At 42.6% G+C, this 24,903-nt stretch carries 19 protein-coding genes; 6 read left to right on the forward strand and 13 right to left on the reverse strand.

The features are described from left to right. The first annotated feature begins 34 nt into the window (after positions 1-34). Positions 35-2,224 (forward strand): putative porin, encoded by a 2,190-nt coding sequence (locus tag AC57BQ_RS19255; protein ID WP_496407812.1) that lies wholly within the window; start codon positions 35-37, stop codon positions 2,222-2,224. Between the two features lie 103 nt (positions 2,225-2,327). On the opposite strand, the gene AC57BQ_RS19260 is transcribed toward AC57BQ_RS19255, so the two are convergent. Next, positions 2,328-3,509, reverse strand: a complete 1,182-nt coding sequence (locus tag AC57BQ_RS19260) for an asparagine synthetase B (protein ID WP_496409485.1) — start codon at positions 3,507-3,509, stop codon at positions 2,328-2,330. Between the two features lie 299 nt (positions 3,510-3,808). Between AC57BQ_RS19260 and AC57BQ_RS19265 the strand changes: the two genes are divergently transcribed. Further along, positions 3,809-4,246, forward strand: coding sequence for a peptidylprolyl isomerase (locus tag AC57BQ_RS19265; RefSeq protein ID WP_496407813.1), 438 nt, complete (start codon positions 3,809-3,811; stop codon positions 4,244-4,246). Positions 4,247-4,330: 84 nt separating this feature from the next. Further along, entirely contained in the window at positions 4,331-4,846 is a 516-nt protein-coding gene (locus AC57BQ_RS19270) for a DUF5606 family protein (RefSeq protein ID WP_496407814.1), read from the forward strand. Positions 4,847-5,038: 192 nt separating this feature from the next. Here AC57BQ_RS19270 and AC57BQ_RS19275 read toward each other — a convergent pair whose 3' ends face one another. The 4 genes from AC57BQ_RS19275 to rlmH form a co-directional block, all read right to left on the reverse strand. Further along, positions 5,039-5,449 carry a Dabb family protein gene (locus AC57BQ_RS19275; protein ID WP_496407815.1) on the reverse strand — a complete coding sequence of 137 codons (411 nt, stop codon included), beginning with the start codon at positions 5,447-5,449 and terminating at the stop codon, positions 5,039-5,041. A gap of 34 nt (positions 5,450-5,483) precedes the next feature. Continuing rightward, positions 5,484-5,957: a hypothetical protein gene (locus AC57BQ_RS19280; protein WP_496407816.1), complete on the reverse strand. Its 474-nt coding sequence runs from the start codon at positions 5,955-5,957 to the stop codon at positions 5,484-5,486. Positions 5,958-5,960: 3 nt separating this feature from the next. Beyond that, a complete protein-coding gene (locus AC57BQ_RS19285) occupies positions 5,961-6,893 on the reverse strand; it encodes a cation diffusion facilitator family transporter (RefSeq protein WP_496407817.1) in 933 nt (310 codons plus the stop codon). 198 nt (positions 6,894-7,091) lie between these two features. Continuing rightward, the gene (gene rlmH / locus AC57BQ_RS19290; protein ID WP_496407818.1) at positions 7,092-7,565 is read right to left on the reverse strand and encodes a 23S rRNA (pseudouridine(1915)-N(3))-methyltransferase RlmH; all 474 of its coding nucleotides are present in this window, start codon (positions 7,563-7,565) and stop codon (positions 7,092-7,094) included. Positions 7,566-7,634: 69 nt separating this feature from the next. On the opposite strand from rlmH, the gene AC57BQ_RS19295 reads away from it, so the two are divergent. After that, positions 7,635-9,443: a MutS-related protein gene (locus AC57BQ_RS19295; RefSeq protein ID WP_496407819.1), complete on the forward strand. Its 1,809-nt coding sequence runs from the start codon at positions 7,635-7,637 to the stop codon at positions 9,441-9,443. A gap of 303 nt (positions 9,444-9,746) precedes the next feature. Here the strand turns inward: AC57BQ_RS19295 and AC57BQ_RS19300 are convergent, their stop codons facing one another. Further along, on the reverse strand, positions 9,747-12,281 hold the full coding sequence (locus AC57BQ_RS19300; RefSeq protein WP_496407820.1) for a TonB-dependent receptor: 2,535 nt from the start codon (positions 12,279-12,281) through the stop codon (positions 9,747-9,749). Positions 12,282-12,644: 363 nt separating this feature from the next. Next, positions 12,645-15,449 carry a leucine--tRNA ligase gene (gene leuS / locus AC57BQ_RS19305; protein WP_496407821.1) on the reverse strand — a complete coding sequence of 935 codons (2,805 nt, stop codon included), beginning with the start codon at positions 15,447-15,449 and terminating at the stop codon, positions 12,645-12,647. A 206-nt stretch (positions 15,450-15,655) separates the two neighbouring features. Between leuS and AC57BQ_RS19310 the strand changes: the two genes are divergently transcribed. Further along, positions 15,656-16,450 carry a hypothetical protein gene (locus tag AC57BQ_RS19310; RefSeq protein WP_496407822.1) on the forward strand — a complete coding sequence of 265 codons (795 nt, stop codon included), beginning with the start codon at positions 15,656-15,658 and terminating at the stop codon, positions 16,448-16,450. Between the two features lie 80 nt (positions 16,451-16,530). Here the strand turns inward: AC57BQ_RS19310 and AC57BQ_RS19315 are convergent, their stop codons facing one another. The 4 genes from AC57BQ_RS19315 to AC57BQ_RS19330 form a co-directional block, all read right to left on the reverse strand. Further along, positions 16,531-17,067 (reverse strand): RNA polymerase sigma factor, encoded by a 537-nt coding sequence (locus tag AC57BQ_RS19315; RefSeq protein ID WP_076376152.1) that lies wholly within the window; start codon positions 17,065-17,067, stop codon positions 16,531-16,533. A 265-nt stretch (positions 17,068-17,332) separates the two neighbouring features. Further along, entirely contained in the window at positions 17,333-18,352 is a 1,020-nt protein-coding gene (gene murB / locus AC57BQ_RS19320) for a UDP-N-acetylmuramate dehydrogenase (protein ID WP_496407823.1), read from the reverse strand. A gap of 695 nt (positions 18,353-19,047) precedes the next feature. After that, a complete protein-coding gene (locus tag AC57BQ_RS19325; RefSeq protein WP_496407824.1) occupies positions 19,048-20,715 on the reverse strand; it encodes an ArnT family glycosyltransferase in 1,668 nt (555 codons plus the stop codon). Between the two features lie 253 nt (positions 20,716-20,968). Beyond that, on the reverse strand, positions 20,969-21,949 hold the full coding sequence (locus AC57BQ_RS19330; RefSeq protein WP_496407825.1) for a glycosyltransferase: 981 nt from the start codon (positions 21,947-21,949) through the stop codon (positions 20,969-20,971). A gap of 361 nt (positions 21,950-22,310) precedes the next feature. Here AC57BQ_RS19330 and AC57BQ_RS19335 point away from each other — a divergent pair, with 361 nt between their 5' ends. Further along, positions 22,311-23,627, forward strand: a complete 1,317-nt coding sequence (locus AC57BQ_RS19335) for a sugar MFS transporter (RefSeq protein ID WP_496407826.1) — start codon at positions 22,311-22,313, stop codon at positions 23,625-23,627. 116 nt (positions 23,628-23,743) lie between these two features. Here AC57BQ_RS19335 and AC57BQ_RS19340 read toward each other — a convergent pair whose 3' ends face one another. Both AC57BQ_RS19340 and AC57BQ_RS19345 read right to left on the reverse strand, forming a co-directional pair. After that, positions 23,744-24,187, reverse strand: a complete 444-nt coding sequence (locus AC57BQ_RS19340) for a sterol desaturase family protein (RefSeq protein WP_496407827.1) — start codon at positions 24,185-24,187, stop codon at positions 23,744-23,746. Beyond that, complete coding sequence (locus AC57BQ_RS19345) at positions 24,188-24,826, reverse strand: TlpA family protein disulfide reductase (RefSeq protein ID WP_496407828.1); 639 nt, start codon at positions 24,824-24,826, stop codon at positions 24,188-24,190. Positions 24,827-24,903 lie beyond the last annotated feature (77 nt).

Here is a 24,903-nt window from a genome sequence, read left to right on the forward strand (position 1 = left end):
CAAGATATTTAGAGTCAAGAAAAGAGTTTTTAAAGTGAATAAAAGAAAATATTTCAACAGGACATCACAGCATCATCGTTTACATGAGGAGGCTTCTGTCTTGATTCCTGATTCTAATATCTTGACTCTTCGGCGTAAGCCATTTAAATATATTTTATTGTTCCTGCTGTGCATATCGGTACATAGCGCGTTTGCGCAATATAACCAAACCGGCCGGCAACGAACTTTACCTACCCGGGATACCCTTAAAGCAACCAGGCAGGTGAGTGATGATGAACTGCTGGACAGCTTGCGTAAAAAAGAAGAGAACAAGCACGATTCTGTAATTTACAATTCAAAATTCATCCGCGTAACCAACGAGCTGTTGCTTAACGACAGTACCCAAACATTTGCTATTGACACGGGTATAAGCCGTTTTGAAAACTATAGTCCGCTGCTTGATCCGCGGAACCCACGCATACACCTCGGCTATACCGGGCTATCGCAAAGAAGCCTGTTGTTTGAACCGGTTAAAACCATTGGTTTTGATATGGGCATGCACGCCCTTGATATTTACACACTGCAACCACAGGATATCAATTACTATAATACCCGGGTTGCTTATACCAACCTATCGCTTTTTAATGGCTTTGGAAGTTCGGCCGAACAGCTTTTTAAAGTGATCCATACCCAAAACATTAAACCCAATTGGAATGTGGGCCTTAATTTAAATTTTAACGGTTCCAAAGGTTTTTACAGTAGCAGCAGTGTGCTGGGTCAAAATGTAAGCGGTCTTAACGCGGCCATATTTACCTGGTACGAGTCGAAAAGCAAACGCTATAACCTGTTGGCGAATGCCACGTTTAACAACTTAAAAGCCCCCGAAACCGGATCTATATTGGGTGATTCAGTTTTTACAAGCGCTCCAGGTACCGTATTTTTTAAAACATCGGCCCCTGTGCGTTTACCTAACAGCTACGAGAACTGGAACGACAAAGGCATATATATTAAACAGTTTTACTACCTGGGCCGTATTGATAGCTTAAATAAGGGCAAAGAGAATTCCAAAGTTTTACCTACGCAACGCGTATCGCATACACTGAACATCAAAAATGGCCGGTATAACTATATCGAGAGCGGGGTTGATACCTACAATGTATTCCCTGATTATTACTACAGCAATAACCGGTCGCGCGATTCAACGATATACACACACATTCAGAATGAATTTTCGTACAGCTTTTATCTGCGCAGCAAATCAGTCAAGTTTGTCAAAAACGAGCTAAAACTGGATCTTGGACTGGTACATGATTTCTGGCATTACGCGCAATTTGTAAGTGATACCGCGTTGAACCAGTACGGCGCCAAATATGTTCACCAGGACAGAGTACAAAACACCACTTTCCAGGATATTACCTTAAAAGCTAAACTGGGTTACCGTTTCAGCGACCGCATAGGTTTGGATGCCGATTTCAGGCAGATAGTGCAGGGCCGCGATTTTGGCAATTATTTGTACGATGCCAAACTTAACCTGGCCGGGGGTGGCCGTGTGGGTAAAGTTGTTTTAGAGGCTTATACCCAAAATAGTTCGCCGCCGCTGGTATATACAGACTGGATATCCAATCATTATATTTTTCATAATGATTTCCGCAATCAAAAAACAACCAGTTTATCCTTCAATTATATTAATGCCCCCTTACAGTTTGATGTAAAGGTGGAGTATTTTTTAATATCTAACTACCTGTATTTTACAGCGCAGGATGGCGGTAATGACGCACACCCGGCACAGCTGGGTAACGACATTAACTTACTGAAGATAAGCGTTGGCAAAAGTTTAAAGTGGCGCAACCTCCATTTTGATAATTACATAGTCTATCAAAAAACCGACTATCAATCAACCCTACGTACGCCGGAGATATATACGTACAGTAACCTATATCTGACCAAGACATTTTTTAATGTGCTGCAGTCGGCTGTTGGGATAAATGTGCGTTATAATTCAGAGTATGTGGCGCCGTCATACGCGGTAGGCTTAGGCCAGTTTTATAACGGACCGAATGTTACTTTTTCATCGTACCCTATAGCATCTATATATTTCAAAGCTACCCTGCAGCGTACCAATTTATTCCTGATGTATGATTATGCCAACCAGGGCTTGTCAAGCAAGGGGTATTATACCGTGAACCGCTATCCGCAACAAGATCACCTTATCAAGTTCGGCGTAAGCTGGACGTTCTATAATTAGTATCAAGTAGTTAGTATCAAGTATCACGACAGATTCACAAAGGCAAGCAATCATTTTCAAAAATCTTGATACTTGATACTAACTACTTGATACTAAACAAAAATCACGTTTTCTGTTTCTTCTTTTTGGCTGCCGGGAACAATACGTTGTTTAGGATCAGCCGATAGCCTGGCGAATTGGGGTGCAGCTTCAGATCGGTCGGGGGATCGCCTACAGCATGCTGGTAATCCTCAGGGTCATGGCCACCGTAGAATGTCCATTGCCCCTTTCCATATTCGCCATGGATATAACGGGCCTCGTTAGCCGTTTTCATTTCGCCCATGATGGTTATGCCGGGCTTCAGCATACTTTTGTTGAAGGCGGTAGTCAATCCCATAAAGCCCTTGATCACTTTATCATGATCCTGTGTAAGCATGCTGGGTACCACATCCCACTTGGCCGAAAAATCAAACAAGGTAAAAAAATCGCGGGTACGATCAACCTGGCGGGTGCTGGTAACATCAATATTGCTGAACTGATGCGATATGGGGTTCATATCCAGCGTAAAGTTCTGAAAAGCGAATGTTTGGGTAAAATCTAGTTTCGACTGCGCATCCGGATCGGCAGAATCACCGTCGAACATGTTTTCGCAGATATCGGTATTGGCAGCAGCCAGGGCAATATCAAAAGTATCGGTACCTGAGCACATGGCAAAAAGAAAGCCTCCGCCGGCGCAAAAATCGCGGATGTTTTTAGCAACCGCCAGCTTCATCTTTGATACCTTTTTAAAGCCGAGTTTGTGGGCCAGTTCTTCCTGTCCTTTTACATCATCGGTATACCATTGGGCAAAGCGGAAGGCGCCGTAAAACTTGCTGTACTGGCCGGTAAAATCCTCATGGTGCAGGTGCAGCCAGTCGTACTTAGGCAGGTCGCCACGAATCACTTCTTCGTCGTAAACTACATCATAAGGTATTTCGGCATATTTTAATACCAGGGTAACGGCATCATCCCAGGGCAATTTGTTCTTAGGTGAATACACGGCCATTTTGGGCGTTTTTTCCAGCTTGATCACATCCATGTTGACTGATGGATCGCTTACCTCCGTCAGTATCTCGTTTACCTTGGCATCGGCCAGCACCTGGTAGCTCACCCCACGAACTTTGCATTCCTCTTCTATCTTTGGGTCATACTTCATCATGAAGCTGCCACCGCGATAGTTCAACAGCCAATCCACCTCTTCACCGTTCTTAAGCGTCCAGAAAGCGATACCGTATGATTTCAGGTGATCTTTCTGCTCATCATCCATCGGGATCAAAATTGATGCGGCTTTTGAAAGTATGGGAGCCAAAAGCAGAAAGCCAAAAGCTAAAAGCTTTGTAAGATGCAAAGGGCGATACTGATATATTTTGCTGGCCACTAATCTGTAATTATGTATGTAGATATATTCAAATGTAACGAATAAACACCTAATGTATTACCGTATATCAATGATGATATAAACGCGATTCTAAAAAAGTTTAGAGCCATAAGCTTTTCGCTTTAAGCCTTTTCCCTTTCAGCTCAAAATTATTACCTTTGCCAACTGTTTTCCAAAAAACAAATAAAATGAGCAAAGCGATTATCAAAACCGAAAAGGGCGATATGACTGTTGAGTTTTTCGACAAAGATGCCCCAAATACTGTTGCTAACTTTCAAAAATTAGCTAAATCAAAATTTTATGACAACGTGACCTTTCACCGCGTTATCCCAAACTTTGTAATTCAGGGTGGCGACCCAACCGGTACCGGTGCAGGTGGCTCTGATCAAAAAATTGATTGCGAACTAACCGGTGATAACCAATATCACGATCGTGGTGTGCTTTCAATGGCACATGCTGGTCGTAATACCGGCAGCTCGCAGTTTTTCATTTGCCACAGCCGCGATAATACGGCTCACTTAGACCGCAACCATACCGTTTTTGGTAAAGTGGTTGAAAATGTGGAAGTGGTTGACGCTATCCGTCAGGGCGATAAAATTTTAACCATCGAAGTAATAGAAGACTAATTAGTAAAGAGTTGGGAGTTTTGAGTGATGAGTTTAATACCTCACTCAAAACCCAATACTCAAAACTCACAACTGATAAAACAAATGAATTTACAAGGAATTGTAGCAGTATCGGGCAAACCGGGTTTATGGAAAGCCCTGGCGCAAAACAAAAATGGTTATGTGCTGGAAAGCCTTGATGCGCAAAAAACCAAACTGGTAGCTAATCTTTCAACCGCTAAATTAGCGGCACTGAGCGAGATCACCATTTTTGGGCTTGACGACGATATTAAATTGACTGATGTGTTTGAGCAGATGAAAAGCGCTGCCAGCATCCCCGACGCTAAAGCCGACGGTAAAAAATTAAGGGATTTCTTTTTTGAAGTAGCCCCTGATCATGATGAAGAGAAAGTTTACTCTTCAGATATGAAAAAAGTAATTTCATGGTTTCAGCTGCTAAAAGATCTGCCGCTTTTTAACGAGCCTGATCCAACCGTTGCCCCAGCGGAAGCTGCTGCTCCGGCTGTTGAAGCCCCTGTTGCTGTTGAAGAAGTTGCTGAACCAGCACCTGCCGCAGCACCAAAAGCAAAAGCTAAAAAAGCTCCGGCAAAAAAAGCATAAGCAAGTAGCTTTAAAATATAAAAGCCCCGGTAGTAATTATCGGGGCTTTTATATTTTATAATACTTTATTCAATATTCTTCATCACGTCATTGCGAGGAGGAACGACGTGGCAATCCCTAATAAGCAAGTCGCTCTGCTCTGTAGGTCAGGGATTGCCACGCTATCGCTCGCAATGACGTTTTTTTTGTTACTTATGCATCCACCGCATCATACACAATAACCTTTTCCCAAAGGTGACTGCAGTTTTTGATGAACTCCAGGTGTATGGGGTGGGTTTGGTAAGTGGCTTGTCCGGCCAGATCGCTGAAGAACATGAGTTCTGATACTGCCCAGCTGTTATCAACCACATCGCGCTTTTCGGTACTGGCTACAATACCTACACGCAGTTTGCGTACGGTTTCAATTTTGGCTAAGGTTTTTACGCCGGCTACCAGTTTATCCCGGTCTTCTGTTGAGCCCGGGTTTTTAAGCCAGAAGAATACATGATGTATCACCGGCCATTCTTCTTTCTGTTCTGCTGATAATGGCATTGCCGATGCAGCTATGGTACCGGCCGCCATAGCAGCCGTAGTGGTTATAAATTTGCGTCTGTTTGTTTTCATCACAGGTTAAATAATGGTCTTAAATTAGTAAGAATTATTTACTTAGTCGATATAGGATATCTGTCATGTTATTCAATAATTCATTTTTCATAAACCCAATCTTCTTTTCCAAGAGTTCGGCCAATTCTAATTTAGGTGTTACATTAAACGGATAGCAGTCGGTTACAGAATTTCCTTTTTTTATTTGATCAATCCAATCCTGGGCCAGATTGATATAATCCTCAACTACATGTTTTGTCGTTTTTGGCCCATAAACATCCAGGTACATAGGTGGAAAATCGCCAACCATCACCCATAAAAAATCATCCTCACTGCTTTGAGTATTTATGATCTCGAAAAGAAAAATGCAGAGCACTTCTCCAAGATTAGTATAAAGAAAGCTATTTTTTATTTCCGTACACCACTTAAAACCAAGCAAATAGTTTTCGGCTTCGCTATATATTACGTCGAGCTCCTGATAAAAATCTATATCAGCAGTAATATTTTTATAGTTGACCGGATAATTCATTATTTACAAACACTCCGGTTGCTTGCATTTTTCGTCGGCAAACTCGGGTTCAAAGGTGCTGTGGTTGATGTCGAGGTGTTCCAGGCGATGGCGCAGATCATGTTTAATATTGTCAAAATCGGTCATTGATTCAGGTTTGATCACCAGGTGAGCGGTCAGTGCGTTTTCGGTAGTGCTCAGGGCCCATACATGCATGTGGTGTACATCAACTACGCCTTTGCCTTTCATCAGTTCGGCTTTGATCTTTTCCAGGTCCATTTCGGCAGGTACACCATCCATTTCCAGGCGCAGGCTGTCTTTAAGCAGGCTCCAGGTACCACGTAATATCACAACACCTATAATTACACTCACTACGCTATCAATCCAATAGATCTTGGTAAAATAAATGATCAAACCTGATACTACTACCCCAAATGAAACGATGGCATCAACGGCCATGTGCAGATAGGCACCTTTCACGTTCAGATCTTTATCCTTATCCTTTACAAAAAGCCATGCGGTAAAACCATTAATAGCAATACCAATAAAAGCCACCCAGGCCATGGTACCGCCCGATACCACTTCGGGATTCATAAAGCGTACAACGGCTTCATATAAAATAAAGCCTACCGCCACAAACAAGATCAGCGCGTTAAAAAACGATACGATGATGGTCGACCGCTTGTAGCCATAAGTATATTTACTATTGGCACTCACTTTAGTAAGCTTAAAGGCCAGCAGGGCCAAAGCCAGTGAGGCCACATCACTCAGGTTATGACCGGCATCGGTTAATAACGACAGCGAATGCGTTGTTAAACCGGCTATTACCTCAACTACTATAAAAATAGAATTCAATATGATACCGGCAATAAACGCGGTATTCAAATGATCGAGCTTGGGAGCGTGATCATGGTGATGATGACCGTGCGCGTGTGAATGATCGTGACCTGCTGACATTTAGCAAAGATAGGGTTTTTGATGTGCAGATATGCAAATTTCAGCTATGCAGATTATTGTCTTAATCAGAAGTTCACAATTGAAACAAAATGTGCAGATGTGCGGATTTCAGATGTGCAGATTAAGATTATGGGATCAATCAGAAGTTCACAATTGATCAAAAAAATTCATTTGCATATCTGAAATCTGCACATCTGATCACTCATGATGATAGGGTTCCCCTTTAATAATAGTATAGGCGCGATAAAGCTGCTCCACAAAAAACAGGCGTACCATCTGGTGCGAGAATGTCATGCGCGACAGGGAGATTTTATCATTGGCCCGTTGATAAACGGATTGGTCAAAACCGTAAGGCCCGCCGATAACAAATATCATATTGGTCGATGAGCTGATCTCTTTTTTATTGATATAAGCCGCAAACTGGGTTGATGAATACTCCACACCCTTTTCATCCAACAGTATCAGGTGATCCAACGGAGTTACTTTTTTGAGTATCAGCTCAGCTTCTTTGGCTTTCTGCTGTTCGGCACTCAGGGCTTTGGTATTTTTCAGTTCGTTAATTTCAACCAGTTCCAGTTTGGTGTAATGCTTCAGGCGTTTTACATATTTGTCGATACCCTCTTTTAGGTAGGCATCTTCTGTTTTACCAACGGTTAAAAAAGTGATCTTCATATATTGAACAAATAAACGTTTATTTAAAATATATGTGTTTATTTAGCCACAAATTTTTTAACAGCAATCATGCAACAAGATATTATTAATGATTATCAGCAACATGCGGCAGCGGCCGGTCAGGAAGCCAGTCAATACAAAAAACTGGCCAATACCTACTCCCTGCTCCGGCTCAGTATCTTCGCGCTTATTGTAGTAGCTATTTATATTGCTGTACAGTTTGACAATTTCACCATTGTGGCCGGTGCATTCGTGGTACTTGTTTTCGCGTTTGCCTGGCTGGTGTCGCGCCAAAGCAAGTATGAGCGCCAGAAACAATATTTTGAAGATCTGCAAAAGGTAAACCTCAACGAGATCGACAACATACAAACCCATGCCAATATTTACAACGATGGAGCCCGGTTTGCCAACGAAAAACATTATTATACTTCTGATCTGGACATTTTTGGCAATGCTTCGCTATACCAACTGGTAAATCGCACCGCTACTTCAACCGGCAACAATAAGCTGGCGCAATGGTTTGATAAGCCATCGGCCAAAGAAGTTATCCTTCCCCGACAAGCCGCCGTTCAGGAGATCGCCGCAAAAAACAACTGGAAACTGGACATCCAAACCCGTTTGTTATTTGCTCTGAAACAAGACGCGAACCAACTGCCAAACCTTTTCAAATACCTGTACATGCCGTTGAACATGCCGGGCGAAAAATGGCTCGACCGTTATACCAGGATCGCTCCTTACCTGCTCACCGGACTGTTGGCACTGGCCTGGTTTTTCCCGATAATAAGACTAGCGGCCGTTTTGGTGGGCCTCATCAATATGAGCCTGGTTTTTTCTAAAGCCGCGTATATCCAAAAAGCTGATCTGATAGCCGGTAAAATAGGAAATACCCTGGCCAACTATGCCGATGTTTTTGAGCGCGTTGAAAACGAAAAATGGCAAACGGTTTATAATACCGACCTGGCCCAGCAACTCAAAAGCGGACAAACATCCAACAAAATAAAAGAACTGGCTTCGTTGATCAATAAGCTCAATTATCACCTGAATATGATCATCGCTTTTGTGCTTAATTTATTCTTTTTGTGGGATATACGCCAGGTAATAGCCATTGAGAATTGGAAACGCCAGAACAACCAAAGTCTGGAAGCAGCCTTTGAAGTAGTAGCCGAATTTGAAGCCCTGTTTAGTTTGGCCGGACTGGCCATCAACTACCCGGAATGGAATTTCCCACAGATAGATGATCGTGAAGCCTATACACTCACAGCTCAGGAATTAGCCCATCCGCTTATTGATGCCACCAAGCGTATTGAAAACGATTATGAACTGGACGATGCTTTTAAAATAGATATCATTACCGGATCAAATATGGCGGGTAAGAGTACCTTTTTGCGTACCATCGGCATTAATACCGTGCTGGCTCTTTGCGGGGCACCGGTGTGTGCTAAAAGCATGCAGGTATCGGTCATTACTATCATCAGCTATATGCGTATTAAGGATTCATTGAACGAAAGCACCTCTACCTTTAAGGCCGAGCTTGACCGCCTGCAAATGTTGCTGGGTGCCGTGGAGAATGAGCCTAAAATATTTTTCCTGATAGATGAGATGCTAAGGGGCACCAATTCGGTGGATAAATACCTGGGCTCGAAAGCGGTAATTGAACAATTGATCGCTAAAAAGGCAGTAGGCATGGTAGCCACCCACGATCTGCAAATAGCCCAGCTGGAAACCAAATACCCTGATTACGTACGCAATTTTTATTTTGATATCCAGGTTAAGGATGGCGAAATGCTATTTGATTATAAGATCAAACACGGCGAGTGTAAAACTTTTAATGCCTCGCTATTACTTAAGCAAATCGGCATCAATGTAGAAGCCCATTGAAGGGATTAAAGATTATTGGAACAAGGAATAAAGATTGCCTATCAATACAAATAAAAAACGCGTCATTGCGAGGAACGAAGACAACCGACCGGAGGGAGCTCATTAATACCTATAAAAACAAACACAATATTAATAATCTCTACGTAAGTAGGTCAACTATGCAAATTTGCTCTGTATAGCATAGAGATTGCTTCGTTCCTCGCAATGACGTAATGGTTATTACAACAAAAAGCTCCCGGCCATATGACCGGGAGCTTTTTTTATTGTCTTTATTCTTGACTCTAAAAGTCTTGACTCTATATGTTATCTGCCGCCTGATGGTGCACCCTGGCCGCCCTGATCGCCTTGTTTCTGGTCGTCATTGTTAACGCCTTTTTTCTGCTGATTAGGGTTGCTGAAGGTAGTTTTACCAAAGCTATAGCTAAACGTTAAACCAAATGAACGGAACGGAAACGCGGTTGAGCTAGTTTGACTAAAACTTGCGCTGCTGATATTCTGATCAAAATGTTTATCGCGGGCAAATGGCTGTACGGTGTTAAAGCCGATAGCCAGTTTTCTTTTCATGAACTGTTTTTTGATACCAAAGGCATAAATACCAAATGCCGGGTTGGTACCCTGTATGGTACGGCGTGCTGAGTTGGTAAAGCCAAATAACTCTGCCAGGAAATCACCTTTAAACTGGTATGACGCGCTTCCGAATGCAGAGAACTGGAAATAAGTACCAACTTTTGAAGCACTGCTGGCAAACTCATCAAATATAGTTGGGCTATAAGTATAGCCGTTTATACTCGCCCTTATAGTTAAAGGTTTGATAGGGTTTACCGAACCAAAGAAACTGGCACCGAACGAATTGTTACGGCCAATATTTTGGTAAGTTGTACGGGTTGCGTGTACAGTTTGGTTGCGGATAGTCTCGGTCAAAGTATCGGCAATGCCCTCTATCAGGTTGTTTGTTCTTTTGTAATAAACCGAAAAGTTTAATACCGACGATTTGATAAAGGTATTATAACCTAACTCGAGCGTTTGTGAAACTTCCGGAGCCAGGTTAGGATTACCTACACTTTGATTCTGGATGTTGCTGCGGTTAATGAACGGATTCAGGAACTGCAAGCTTGGCCTTGTTATACGTTTGCTGTATGACAATTTCAGCGTTTGGTTACCAAACTGTTTTTGTATAGTTAAACTTGGGATATAAGTAGTATAGCTTGATGTAAATGGCTGCAGATTTTGGAACAGGTTACTGTTTTCATCCTGGAACGGATTCTGCGGATCACCTTTTATCCGGGTATTCTCTACACGCCCACCGGCCAATATCGAATAACTTTTAGGCAGAGTAATGGTAAACACCGCATAGCCGGCATATACATTCTGCGTATAATCATACAGATTTGAGTTTAACGAATCGCGCAGGGCGTTATTTCCTGTGTTATCTGTATCAAATATATCGTAGTTACTGTTTATACGGCGCTGTATGGTTTTACCGCCAGCTTCAATCTTTAATACCTTATTTACAGGCAGGGTATAATCTAACTGGAAAGTGTACTCGTTATTTTTACCATTATTATCGCCAGTTTGACTTGGGTTCTGCGCGGTGAATAAGTTGGTATAATCTGTTGTAATATTACTGTGGCTCCACTGTCCGGATACGGTTATTTCCTCACCCTCTTTTTTAAACTTGTGGGTGTAATCGATATTCCAGTCAAAACCACCAAAATGGTTGTGAGACATACTTTTACTAAAGTATTGTATAGGTGAAATGTGGTTATCGATATTATTAATACCGCTACCATCAACATTAAAACCACCATCATTCAATCTGAAAGTACTGTTAATGCTGTTAAAAGCATTAAACTCATAACCTAAGGTAACAGAACCAATGGCGCCATGCCTTTTAATACGGCTGCTTGAATTATTAAAGTTGTGAACCAATTCATTACCGGCAGCATCTTTCAATACCTGGTCAAAGGTGGTCAGTGAGGTTTGTGGCCAGGTTAAGTTGCCACCCGCGTTGATACCTAAGCTAAAACGGTTCTTGTTATAGTTCAGGTTGACGTTACCATTGTTTTGACGTGTACCTACACCTCCACTTACCGAACCGCTAATGCCTGATATATTCTTTTGCTTGGTGATGATGTTGATGATACCACCAGAACCTTCTGCATCGTACTTGGCCGATGGAGATGTTACCACCTCGATGCTCTTGATCTGATCGGCCGGGATGGTTTTTAATACATCCGATAAGTTGGCTGATGTAGCGCCAGATGGTTTACCATTGATCAATACACGCACGTTTGCATCGCCACGTACCGATACGTTACCGTTGATATCAACTGCTACCAATGGTACTTTTTGCAGTACATCTGTAGCGTTACCACCTACGGAAGTAAGGTCTTTTTCGGCATTGTAAACAATTTTATCGATCCTGTTCTCTATCAGCGGAGCCTGGCCTACTACGTTTACTTGCGCCAGCGCATGAGCACCCGGAGCCAGCAATACGGCGCCCATTTTATTATCAGGTTTTGATGCTGTTGTAGTTACCGGGTCAATTGTTTTTGAAGGATAACCAATAAAAGATATCACCAGTTTGTAGCTTCCTGGTTTTATGTTATCCAGTTTAAAGTTGCCTTTTTCATCAGTTACCACACCTGTAATGGGCGATTTGCCTCCGCTGCGGTATAAGCCTACAGTGGTATAATCCATTGGTTTTTTGGTAATTGAGTCGATCACCGTGCCCGATATCCGGCCCGTAGTAGTTGGCCCGCTCCCTCCCACACCAAACTGGGCTTTCGCCGAAAGTGCAAAACAAAAAAGTGCTATAAGTATGTAAAAACGTTTCATTTATAAGGATTTTCGTAATTGGAGGCGAAAATAGATTAAATGTTACACCCCAAACTTTTATTTTTTTAGGAAATTAGCAATTGTCATGTATATGTTACACTAAGAAGATATTAACTCTGTGTAAACTTGGAGAGTTTCTTTACCCACCGCACGTCATTGCGAGGTACGAAGCAATCTCTACATAAGCTCGTCAAACATTATAAGTATAACCTTTTCTGTCTGCCCTGTACAGTATAGAGATTGCTTCGTCCCTCGCAATGACGCGTTTATAATTATTAGATTAAAAAGAAAACCCGTTTTTGCCTTCGGCAAAAACGGGTTAACAACAAATTTTACAACTCCCCCTTCAGGGGGCTGGGGGGCTTAAATCACCATATTCACTATCCTGCCTTTTACCACGATCACCTTTTTAGGAGCTTTCCCGTCCAGGTATCGTTGTACATCGGCATTGGCCAAAACAAATTCTTCAATAGCTTTTGGCTCCAGGCTTAAGGAGATATTGAGGTTCATTTTTGTTTTACCGTTGATAGAGATAGGGTAAGCAAACTCATCCTCCACCAGGTAAGCGCTGTTGAATTTTGGATACGGAGCGTATGACAAACTACCAGCCGGGTTACCTAATAAGGTCCACAGTTCCTCACAAATGTGCGGAGCATAAGATGACAGCACGATCACCATATCCTGCAGGATGGCCCGGTTATTACACTTCAGGTCAGTTAATTCGTTAACTGCGATCATAAAGCTGGATACCGAAGTATTGAACGAGAAACGCTCCACATCTTCCTCTACTTTGCGGATGATTTTATGCAACGATTTCAGTTCGGCTTTGCTTGGTTCTGCATCAGATACGCTAAACTCCCAGGCTTCGTTATGGAACAAACGCCAGAACTTACGCAGGAATTTGAACACACCTTCGATACCATTGGTATTCCATGGTTTGCTCTGCTCCAAGGGCCCCAGGAACATTTCGTACATGCGCAAAGTATCGGCACCGTAACGGCTGATAATGTCATCCGGGTTCACTACGTTGAACTTAGATTTCGACATTTTTTCAACTTCAACACCACAGATGTATTTGCCGTTTTCCAATATAAACTCAGCAGTTTCAAACTCCGATCTGAATTTTTTGAATTTCTCTAAATTCAGCACCTCGTTCTCTACAATGTTCACATCCACATGTAATGGCGAAGTTTTGTACGCTTTAATCAAACCATGAGATACAAAAGTGTTAGTTCCGCGACCTTCTTCATCAATTAAACGATAAACAAAATTACTACGGCCCTGTATCATCCCCTGGTTGATGAGCTTTTTAAACGGCTCTTCTTCAATAACCAGGTCAAGATCTTTCAGGAACTTATTCCAGAAACGGCTGTATAACAAGTGTCCGGTTGCATGTTCGCTGCCGCCGATATACAAATCGACATCTTTCCAGTAAGCAATGGCTTCTTTGGATGCAAACTCTTGATCATTCTGCGCATCCATATAGCGGTACCAGTACCAGCTGCTACCGGCCCAGCCCGGCATGGTGCTCAACTCATATTCACCTTCCGGATGTTTCCAGCCTTCTGCCCGACCCAATGGTGGTTCGCCCGTTTCGGTTGGCAGATACTTATCCACTTCGGGTAATAACAAAGGTAAATGCTGCTCTTCAATTAAATGAGGCAAACCATCTTTAAAGTAAACCGGCACCGGTTCGCCCCAGTAACGCTGACGACCAAATATGGCATCGCGCATCCTGAAGTTCACTTTGGCTTTACCTGCACCAATAGCTTCCAATTTAGCAATTACGGCGGCGGTTGCTTCTTTATAAGCAAGCCCGTTCATAAAGTCGGAATTGATATATTTGCCCTCTTTGGTCGGGTCGGCTTCCGTTTCGATATTTTGTATGTCGATAATAGGTACTATCGGCAGGTTAAAATGTTTGGCAAATAAATAATCACGCTGATCGCCCGATGGTACGGCCATTACGGCACCGGTACCATATCCGGCCAACACATAATCAGCTATCCAGATCGGGATTCTTTCATTATTTAGCGGATTCAACACATAGCTGCCGGTGAAGGCTCCTGATACTGTTTTGGCATCGGCCATCCTGTCCAACTCCGATTTCTTTTTGGTCTGGACTATGTAGGCTTCAATATCTGCCTTTTGCTCAGGCGTTGTCAAAGCAGACACCAGCTCATGCTCGGGCGCTATCACCAAAAAGGTAACCCCAAAAATGGTATCAACCCGGGTGGTGAAAACCTCTATATAGTCTTGAGTCTTGAGTTCTGAGTTCTGAGTTGCATTCTCAATCGGAAATTTTACTGACGCTCCGGTACTTTTGCCTATCCAGTTGCGCTGCATTTCTTTTAGCGGCTCGGGCCAGTCAATAATATCCAGGCCTTGCAACAGGCGTTCGGCATAGGCGGTAATACGCATGCTCCACTGCATCATTTTCTTTTGCTCCACAGGGTAACCACCACGCTCGCTAAAGCCGTCTTTCACCTCGTCATTAGCCAATACGGTACCTAAAGCGGGGCACCAGTTTACGGTACTTTCGCGCAGATAAGTTAAGCGGTATTTTAACAGTTCACTTTGCTGTTCGCGGTTGCCCAGGGCTTTCCACTCCTCAGCAGTAAAACTCAAAACTTCTTCGTCGCATACGGCATTAATACCTGCAGAGCCTTTTTGCTCAAAATGTTCCACCAATTTGGCAATGGATTCGGCTTTGTCTGCATCCTTATTATACCAGGAGTTGAACAGTTGCATAAAGATCCACTGTGTCCATTTATAATAATCGGGCGAACTGGTACGTACTTCCCGGCTCCAATCAAACGAAAAACCAATCTGATCCAGCTGGCGGCGATAGGTGGCAATATTATCAGCCGTAGTAATAGCAGGGTGCTGCCCTGTTTGTATGGCATACTGTTCGGCTGGCAGGCCAAAGCTATCATAACCCATTGGGTGCAGCACGTTAAAACCTTTTAAACGTTTATAGCGTGCAAAAATATCAGAGGCAATATAACCCAGCGGATGGCCCACATGCAGCCCCGCACCCGATGGGTAAGGGAACATATCCAGCACATAATACTTAGGTTTAGCGCTTTTATCCTCAGCTTTAAAGGTTCCGTTCTGGGCCCAAAACTGCTGCCACTTTTGCTCTATATCTTTAAATTGATAGTCCATTTTATTGTTTACACGTATGAGGTTGCGAAATTAAGAAAATACCTATTAGTTTGGTAGTATATTGATGCTTTGTTTATTATGTTCTGTGGATAATTCGATCCGGTCGACAAAGTTACGCCCGGTTTTCCCCACAAATTAATTTGACTCCCCTTTTCCTTAATTCATTGATAATAAGTTAAATTTGCGAAGAACACCAAACCTTTTTTATGAAACAGTACCCCAAACTCACCTTTTTACTACTTGCCTGCATAGCCATTGGCTACTCTGCATGTATCAAATCAGCAAATAATAATAACAAAAGTAATCCCAGTACGGTAAGCACCAAAGTGGTCAGCAGCAATATCGCGATGAACCTTAAACAGATACTGTATGGCGAATATGGTTCGTTCAGTATTGCAGACGGTGCTAATATGCCTGATAATATGGATCAAAACCACAAAGGGCGATTGAAAGTACAATCAACCCACAGCCCGGATTGCGATTTTAAAATTGATACCGCGTTTCAGTTCTCGCTCGACCTGAGCGATACCGCCAAATTCAGCATCTGGAACAAGATCAAATATAACGTACAGTGCACGGGCGAAGCGCTTTCGGGCATCAGTGTATACGATAGTTTATATGTTACGATCACATCAAATGAGTATATCGTATTGACTAAAAGCGGCGAAACACTCAGCATGAAGCTATTAACGCCGGGCGATAAAAATTCGCAATTATCTATGAACGGCTCTATGAATGTTTACGCCAATCTGCAGGCCAAAACATCAGCACAAAAAACAACTATTTCCAGCTATAACTTCTCGTTCAACTCGCTTATCATTGATCCAACAAAAGATGGGGATATCATCAGCGGATCGGCTAGTTTTGCTACCAAAGGCAGTGGTGCCGATGGTACCTGGGATTATAAAGGCACTATTCAATTCCTGCCTAACCACCGGGTAAAAATAGTGATCAATGGATCATCCTATACCTACGATCTGCAAACGGGGCTTGCAGTATAAATTACTCACCCGGATCAAAAACATAAAAACCCGCCTAAAAAGCGGGTTTTTCTATGATATATATTTGAGTTTAATAAATATTAGTTCTCCGCGTAAACGGGTTTCGCAATGCCGTTATCATATGCTTTCAAGTTCTTTTTCAGCAACTTGCGGGCTACGTGGATGCGGGTTTTTACAGTACCGATCGGGATATCCAGATGATCGGCAATTTCGTGGTATTTATGACCTTCAAAGTACATGGTGAAGGGTACATAATAATCTTCGGGTAAGCGGTCAAGCGCTCTTTTGATATCGTCCATCACAAATTTTGCTTCGCCTTGATTTTTTGTCGAGCTGTATACCAGGTTTGGAGAAGAGATCTCGTCAGACTTGGTAACAAAAGTGCTCATTTTAACAAAACGGCGATAGTTGTTGATGAATGTATTTTTCATGATGGTATATAACCATCCTTTTAAATTAGTACCCTCTTTAAACTTATTGTAATAAGTTATGGCCTTCAACATTGTATCCTGGACAAGGTCGTTAGCATCATCTGCGTCATGCGTAAAATGAAGGGCGTAAGACCTTAATGAACTTGCCTGACGTAGTACTAGGGTGTTAAACTCAATCTTTGTCATTTTGTTAAAGTTTTGTATCAACACTTAGGCAACCATGATGCCACTTAAAAATTGAGCTTTTAACCCGAACAATGACGAAAGAGATTTTTTCTGAAAAAATTAAGTGTGTAAAAATTACACTATATAGACAATTAACAAACTGAAAAGCAGAACATTAAAGATAGAAATCAACCAAAATAAAAAAGCACTGAAATTAACTAATGTAACAAGAATGTTATACAATTGACGTGAAACGAAAGTGAAAGTTTAATTAGAATAAAATTATTTAACTAATAATATTCACCTCACGTTGTAGCATAACGCCAAATTTAGTGTACACACTGTCTATGATTTGCGACGAAAAACTGTACACTTCCTGGCCGGTGGCACCGCCATGGTTCACTAATACTAGTGCCTGATTTTTCCAGGTACCCGTATTTCCTACTACTTTTCCCTTCCAGCCGCACTGTTCAATAAGCCAGCCAGCTGCTAATTTGATCAAGCCAACACCACCGGGATAATTGACCACGTCGGGGAATTTTGCCTGGATCACATTGAAATCCTCCACACTAATCAAGGGGTTTTTAAAGAAACTGCCCGCATTACCTATAGTAGATGGATCGGGCAGTTTGGACACCCGGATGTGTGATACCACCGTCGAAACATCTTTTATAGTAGGCGCAGTGATTCCCCGATTGGCCAGTTCCTGCCCGATAGCACCATATTGTGTATTGATATCAGGAATAAGCGATAACTGGAATTTTACCGACACGATGATGTACAGCCCCTTGAGTTCATTTTTAAATACACTTTCGCGATAGCCAAATTTGCAATCTTCTTTAGTAAAGGTTTTAAAAGTACCGCTTGCTATTTCAAAAGCACGACAGCTCAAAAAGGCATCTTTCAGTTCCACGCCGTAAGCGCCGATGTTTTGAATAGGCGATGCACCTACTGAGCCGGGGATCAGGCTCAGGTTTTCAATACCTGCATATTCGCGGGCTACGCAAAAGTTCACCAGGTCGTTCCATACTTCGCCGCCGCCTGCTTCCACAAAAACATCGTTATGACTGATGCGGTGCTCAATCCCACGGATATTCATACGGATCACCAGTCCTTCAAAATTACTCACCAGCAGCAGGTTGCTGCCACCGCCCAGTACCAGCCGGTCAATTTGCAGCCATTGCGGATCGGCAAACAACTCCACCAGTTCATCCTCGTGGGCTATCTCCACAAAATAACGGGCATAAGCGTCGATACCAAAGGTGTTAAAGTTTTTGAGCGATACGTTTTCCTGTATTTGCAGCATATTTTTTGATGTCGGATATCGGGTGTTCGATGTCGGATTTATTGGGGGCGAATTTCGGAATTTTATTTTATTGCCTGCGGTTATTGTATCCCCGCTATGATGAAAAACTTTTTAAACCTTAAATTTTAACAATTTCTGACTCAAAAATGGATCAAAACAGGTCGAAAACCGCTTAAAAATCATTCAAAAACCTCGATTTTAACACTTTTTAACAAATTCCTGATGGCTTTTGAAAGGTTTAAAAAGTATTAAATTATTGACAATCAAACAACTAATCTCAAAACAATCTCTTTTTTGCCCCCTTTGTCCTTTAACAAAACGGCCCGGTTTGCTGATAAACAGTAAACCGGGCCATTGCTCATATAAATATACGGAAATTAAGGGGTAAAAGCAAGCTCAGCTGTGCACTGGTTGGGATTATATCGCATGCAGAAACCCCTTCCTCCCCTTCCCGGGGGAAGGAATCGCACGTACCCCAGGCTTTTTTGTTCATGGCTTCTGTCCTCCTGCGAAGCTAAAGTTCCCTCCCCACGGGAGGGGTGCGGTTGGCTGGTGTGGTAGCTGGGGGGGGGGTTATACACCCACTGCGAGGAAGATCACGACTTATTTGGAAGCTTTTAAATCGGCGCGTCTATTTTGATGTTCTCGAACCATGCGCTGAATAATTTGACACCAACAACAGGCAGAATTTAACATCACAAACCCTTACCTATCCTCACCAAATAAAATCGCTCCAACGTACCCAGTCTGCTGGTTTTGATGATGAACGGCAAGGTCATGTTTTCGTTGGGGTAATTATAAAATGCCTGCACTATCCGGAGATTGGTGTGGTTCTTTTCCAGCTCCGCCTTTAATCCGTCGTCTATCAGGATAAGGGCATTGCTGTGCGTGGCCGCCTGGGCCATGCTCATAAAGGTTACCGGTTGGTGGGTATAAAAATCGAAAGCATTGGGCACATCAAAAGCGGCAATGATCTCATCGTTGGGATAATGCTGGTTAATGTATTCAGCCGCGTGGACGTCGCCTTTAAACTTGAGCAGCGTGGGGTAAACTACGCCCATGAGGTAAGCATTAACCCATAAACCCATCACAGCGGTTAATAAAACCAAGGCCCTTTGCGGGTTGCCGCTGTTTTTATAAATGTACAAAGCAATACCGATGAGCAGGATACAGAGCGCTATAAACACGGGCCAACGTTCGGGCGCGTAAACAAAGTTAAGCACCGTTACCGCGATGACGAGCAACACCACGATAGCGTATTGAGCAATGGTAAAGAACTTGTTTTTGTTTTGGATCACTTCGCTGATGAAACCGGCCGTGATGATGGCGAAAAAAGGAAACAGGATATTGGTATAAAAGGGCAGCTGAAATTTGGATACCGAAAATATCAACAGCATCACTACCGAGCCGCTGATGGTAATATACTCAGGCAGCTTTACCCCTTTGATCATTTTGCCAATATGCCTGATCAGCGCGTAATAAAACAACAGCATCCACGGCGCAAAGGCCCACAACAGTGTATGCAGAAAAAAGAAGATACTGCCATGTGTATTGCGGATAAAACTGTTGTTGTTGAAACGACCAAATTGGCTATCCCACAAAAACCAGTGGATACCCGATATGCCTGTTTTACCAAACACCACTTTTTCGGGGTGCATATCAAACTGTATATATAAGGTATAAATTTCGGGCAGGGTAAAAACGGCAACCAGTATAAAGGCCAGCAGCCATTTCCAATGGAACAGACTTTTAAGATCTTTTTTAAACAGGTAATCGCCTATGATAGCGCTGCCGATGGGGATGAGCAGGTAAATCCCTTTGGTCATGACCGCGCAGGCGGTAAACAGGGCGCCCAATAAAATATCGGCCCAGCCAAAACGCTCTTTAACTTTATAAAAGTGATATACGGCCCCCATGAGCAGGCCCATGATGTAGGGCTCGGCCCGCACATCGGTGTTCGACATGAGCACGTGCTGGGCGGTAAGCAAGATCAGTGTGGCGATCAGCGAGGTTTCCAGATCGTAAAACTTACGGGCCAGTTTATAGGTATAAGCCACCGACATCAGGAAAAACAACAAAGCCGGTAATTTATAGGCGATGGTATTGATGCCAAAGATCTTAAAACTGAGCGCGGCCATCCAGAATGGAAAATGCGGTTTATCCAGCCAATCCTTCCCATGATAGATGAGGTCGGTAAAATTATTGCTTTGGGCCATGCCACGGGCAATCACGCTGTACAAACTGGGATCGTCGGTAAAATACCGGATGCCGATGCCGGCTATATTCACCAGTATGGCCAGTGCCAGAACTACGATGTATGGCTTTTTATTTGCGGAAGATAAAGTGCTTGCTGAACTATTCACCAGGGATATTTAGAGTACAAAATAACACATTATAATATTACTACGTTGTTGTCTGATTAAGATTCTTTAAAATTTTGGCCTTTTTCAAGTTTTTCAAAAGCTGAGGCAGGTGCGATTCCTTCCCTCGGGAAGGGGAGGAAGGGGTTTCTTCATTGTGCAGAGTTTATACCCGGCGTATAAACCCCTCCCTGCCTTTACGCGCATAGCAGCCGCACCCCTCCCGTGGGGAGGGAATTAGAAAACTTTTACTATCTTATGCGTTCCAGGGCAGGTATTTGGGCGATGCTTCCTTCAGTGTCGGGTTAAGCGGGTTCAGGGTTTCGCCATTTAAAACTCTTTCGTATAGCGAAAGATAGCGCCGGGCCATTTTTTGCACGGTGAAATGCTCCACGGCATAATCATGGCAAAGCTGGTTGTTAAAAGTATCTACAGCTTTTAGTCCGGCTACCAGTTCCTGTTTACTGTTGCTAAGCAAGCCAACCTCGGCAGGTACCAACTCGGGTAACGATCCGTATGGCGTACCAAACACAGGACAGCCAAAATACAGACTTTCGATAATAGCCAAACCAAAAGGCTCATGCCATAAAACCGGGAACAGTAAGCCCTTTGAAGCATTCAACACGACCGACTTTTGGTCATTATCCACCATACCCTTAAACCGTACATTTAAATTGGGTGTAAAGCGTAGCCCCATCTTCAGGTTTAAACGTGTGCCGCCCAGTACCACCAGTTTGTTGCGACTTTGGGTGGCTATATCAATGGCGCCTTTCACATTTTTAACGCGCCAGGCTGCTTTAGCCAAAAAGTGAGTATGGGTACGTTTCTGTTGCAGATTGGGCTTAGGATAATCGTCGGGGTCGAGACCATGGTGTACAAATGAGGTTGAACCATGGCGGGCAGCATGATCGGCAGATACAAATACGGAGTTTTGATCCAATACATGCCCATAGCCCGGGTTATTATGTACATTAATCAGGTATGGCTTTTTGGTAAAGCCACTTACCTGGAAATGAAAATGTACCACATCAATATCATCGGGCACCTGTTGGTTCATATCAACAGCGGGATCATATATCAACACCTTAGCAAAGGGACAAGTGGAACCCTCGGCCACCAGGTAAGTAACCTCATGCCCCAGGCGGTTAAGCTCTTTACCCAACCACCAGATCACCCTTTCGGTACCGCCATATTTGGCAGCCGGTATAGCGGTATTGTTAACTATTAATATTTTCATGCAGGCGATGAATGTAAGCGCCCGAATTTCGGAATTTTAATTTGGATTGAAGATTTCTGATATCGATGGTCGGAAGAACCAACACCGCACAATAAATTAATTTTTTTTTCTAAATCCTGATTTTTATAGGTATTGCACATAAATAGCCACGCAAACGTTTGATAAATCAATAAAACTCATTATCAATCTGTTTTTTAAAGAAAAATCACCATAAAAAACCATACGAATGATATAAATCACCTAAATAAGAGGAATATATCCTCATTTAATTTCACTAATTTTCACATTCCCAATACAATCTACCAACTTTTTTAATTATTTTAGAAACTTCATTAAGTTCTTAACAATTTAACTAAAAGAAATGGATTCTGTTATCAAAGCCGAAAAGCCGGCAGCAAAAAGTTCGGGTATCAACCCTATTATTATTATAGGTGCATTATTTTTCATTTTCGGGTTTGTAACCTGGCTAAATTCTGTGTTGATACCCTATTTAAAAATTGCCTGTCAGCTTAATAACATCGAATCATTTTTAGTTGCAAGCGCTTTTTACATTGCTTATTTATTAATGGCCAAGCCATCGGCCTGGCTGCTTAAACTATTTGGCTTTAAAAACGGCATGGCCGTAGGCTTGATCATTATGGCGGTTGGCGCCCTGATATTTATTCCTGCTGCATTAACCAGGACTTATGCTGTTTTCCTCATCGGTTTATTTGTACAGGGTTCGGGATTGGCCGTTTTACAATCCGCCTCAAACCCTTATATCACTATAGTTGGCCCACCAGAAAGCGCTGCCAAACGGATCAGTATTATGGGTATCTGTAATAAATTTGCAGGTGTATTGGCTCCTATCGCACTGGGTGCCGTGGTATTAAAAAATATCGACGCTTTTACAGCCAACCTTGCTAAGCTTGACGCTACCCAAAAAATAGCCGAATTGAATGAGCTGGCCTCCAGGGTAATTTTGCCTTATGTGCTTATTGTTATTGTATTGGTAGTATTGGCGGTACTAATCTACTTTTCGGGCCTGCCAGAAATTGATACCGACCATGAGGACGAAACAGTGGCTGCCGCCAACTCCGGCAAAACCAGCGTATTCGAGTTTCCGCATTTGATATTGGGGGTAATTGCCCTGTTCCTGTACGTAGGTGCCGAAGTTATAGCCGGCGACTCCATCATTAGTTATGGTGTTGCTCACCATATCCCGCTATCTACCGCCAAATATTTTGCCTCTGGCACATTAGCCTGTATGGTTATTGGCTATATCGCAGGTATTGTATTTATCCCCCGCTATATTTCACAGCAAAAAGCGCTGGTATACTCGGCTATTTTAGGCGTAATCTTAACAGCGGCAGCGCTATTTGTCCCTAAATATGCTTCTATAAGCTGTATAGCGCTTTTAGGTTTAGCAAATTCATTAATGTGGCCGGCTATATGGCCTCTTGCCTTATCAGGTTTAGGCAGGTTCACCAAGATCGGTTCGTCATTATTGGTCATGGGTATCGCCGGCGCGGCGGTATTCCCACCTGTTTATGGATTCCTGGTTGATAAATTTAAAGTAAGCCTCGGCCCCGAAGCCGCAGCTCAAACATCCTACTGGATCTTGTTGCCTATTTACCTGTTCATCCTGTATTTTGCTACTATCGGCTATAAAAAGGGGAAACATGTGATAGCGGTGTAAAAACATACCGTCATTGCGAGGCACGAAACAATCTCTAAACTATACAGAGCCAACATGAATAGTTAATCTGCTTACGTAGAGATTGCTTTGTACCTCGCAATGACGTGTTTTATAACTTAATTACTCCTGAACCATTTCCTGCTGGCCACCAGTAACCCAAACTCTTCCGAGGGATTTTTCTGCATAGATTTATGGTGGATCTTATGCGCCCGGCGGATGCCTGCCAGGTAGCGATTGTTACTCTTGAAAGCTTTAAAGCGGTTATGGATAAACCAGTCGTGGAAAATAAAATAGATGATACCATATATGCTGATGCCGGTACCTATCCAAAAGTGATAGTCTAGATTAAGATGCCCCATCCACATCAGCCATAAAGCAAAGGTTGCAAAGCCTATACTGAACAGGTCGTTTAACTCAAACCAGCTATGGCGTTCCTGGTGATGCGTTTTGTGGATAAACCAAAGCGGGCCGTGAAACAGGTATTTGTGCATAGCCCATGATAGTAATTCCATGAGCGCAATGCTGAGTAGCGTAATACCTATGTTAATCAATACCTGCATTTACTTAACCGCGAGGGCTTCTTTTATCATCTGCTCAATTTTCGCATTCTCAGCTTCTTCTACATCATTATCATAACCTGTTTTTTTGAAGAGCAGTTTCCCTTTTTTATCAAAAATAACGATAGTTGGATAACCATGGAAGCCAAATTGGGCATCTGGGCATTTTGTTTTATCGTCCGGGGTATATTTTGCTAACTCCTTATCCACATAGATCTTTTCATTACAACCAGGTATAAAATACACCGGGAGCTTGAAATCTTTTAGATGACTAAAACCATGATACATATCTATATACCGGGCCATTGATTTATCCTGAGCAAAAAATTTCCGGGCTATTGAACTGTCCGTACGGCATATGGTTATAAAATTGAAATTTTTATTGGTCCTATACTTTGCATAAAGCTGATGCAGCACATTCATTTCACGAAAACATGGCGGACACGGTATAAACCAGGAGTCGATAAACAGCACTTTATTTTTACCCAGCTGCCGCAAAGTCGTGTGTTTGCCGTGAATGTCGTAAACATCAATATCGGGTAAGTATTTAAGCTGATGTTTTTTTAGGTTCTTGTTTTGTGCCACGCTCAAAGATGCCCAAAACAACATACTTATTAATAAGATATAGCTTACACCTTTCATAACTATTAATTTAGTTTAATATAAGCATCTTAAACCAAAAAGCAAATAAAAAGCGGTTATCTATTAAATAACCGCTT

Source organism: Mucilaginibacter sp. BGA-UO-ETr-C110 (genome assembly GCF_059567985.1).

Coding starts and splice junctions, on each gene's coding strand:
- AC57BQ_RS19260 (WP_496409485.1), bottom strand. CDS start 3,509: ATGGATGATGAGCAGAAAGATCACCTGAAATCATACGGTATCGCTTTC.
- AC57BQ_RS19265 (WP_496407813.1), top strand. CDS start 3,809: ATGAGCAAAGCGATTATCAAAACCGAAAAGGGCGATATGACTGTTGAG.
- AC57BQ_RS19270 (WP_496407814.1), top strand. CDS start 4,331: ATGAATTTACAAGGAATTGTAGCAGTATCGGGCAAACCGGGTTTATGG.
- AC57BQ_RS19275 (WP_496407815.1), bottom strand. CDS start 5,449: ATGAAAACAAACAGACGCAAATTTATAACCACTACGGCTGCTATGGCG.
- AC57BQ_RS19280 (WP_496407816.1), bottom strand. CDS start 5,957: ATGAATTATCCGGTCAACTATAAAAATATTACTGCTGATATAGATTTT.
- AC57BQ_RS19285 (WP_496407817.1), bottom strand. CDS start 6,893: ATGTCAGCAGGTCACGATCATTCACACGCGCACGGTCATCATCACCAT.
- rlmH (WP_496407818.1), bottom strand. CDS start 7,565: ATGAAGATCACTTTTTTAACCGTTGGTAAAACAGAAGATGCCTACCTA.
- AC57BQ_RS19295 (WP_496407819.1), top strand. CDS start 7,635: ATGCAACAAGATATTATTAATGATTATCAGCAACATGCGGCAGCGGCC.
- AC57BQ_RS19300 (WP_496407820.1), bottom strand. CDS start 12,281: ATGAAACGTTTTTACATACTTATAGCACTTTTTTGTTTTGCACTTTCG.
- leuS (WP_496407821.1), bottom strand. CDS start 15,449: ATGGACTATCAATTTAAAGATATAGAGCAAAAGTGGCAGCAGTTTTGG.
- AC57BQ_RS19310 (WP_496407822.1), top strand. CDS start 15,656: ATGAAACAGTACCCCAAACTCACCTTTTTACTACTTGCCTGCATAGCC.
- AC57BQ_RS19315 (WP_076376152.1), bottom strand. CDS start 17,067: ATGACAAAGATTGAGTTTAACACCCTAGTACTACGTCAGGCAAGTTCA.
- murB (WP_496407823.1), bottom strand. CDS start 18,352: ATGCTGCAAATACAGGAAAACGTATCGCTCAAAAACTTTAACACCTTT.
- AC57BQ_RS19330 (WP_496407825.1), bottom strand. CDS start 21,949: ATGAAAATATTAATAGTTAACAATACCGCTATACCGGCTGCCAAATAT.
- AC57BQ_RS19335 (WP_496407826.1), top strand. CDS start 22,311: ATGGATTCTGTTATCAAAGCCGAAAAGCCGGCAGCAAAAAGTTCGGGT.
- AC57BQ_RS19340 (WP_496407827.1), bottom strand. CDS start 24,187: ATGCAGGTATTGATTAACATAGGTATTACGCTACTCAGCATTGCGCTC.
- AC57BQ_RS19345 (WP_496407828.1), bottom strand. CDS start 24,826: ATGAAAGGTGTAAGCTATATCTTATTAATAAGTATGTTGTTTTGGGCA.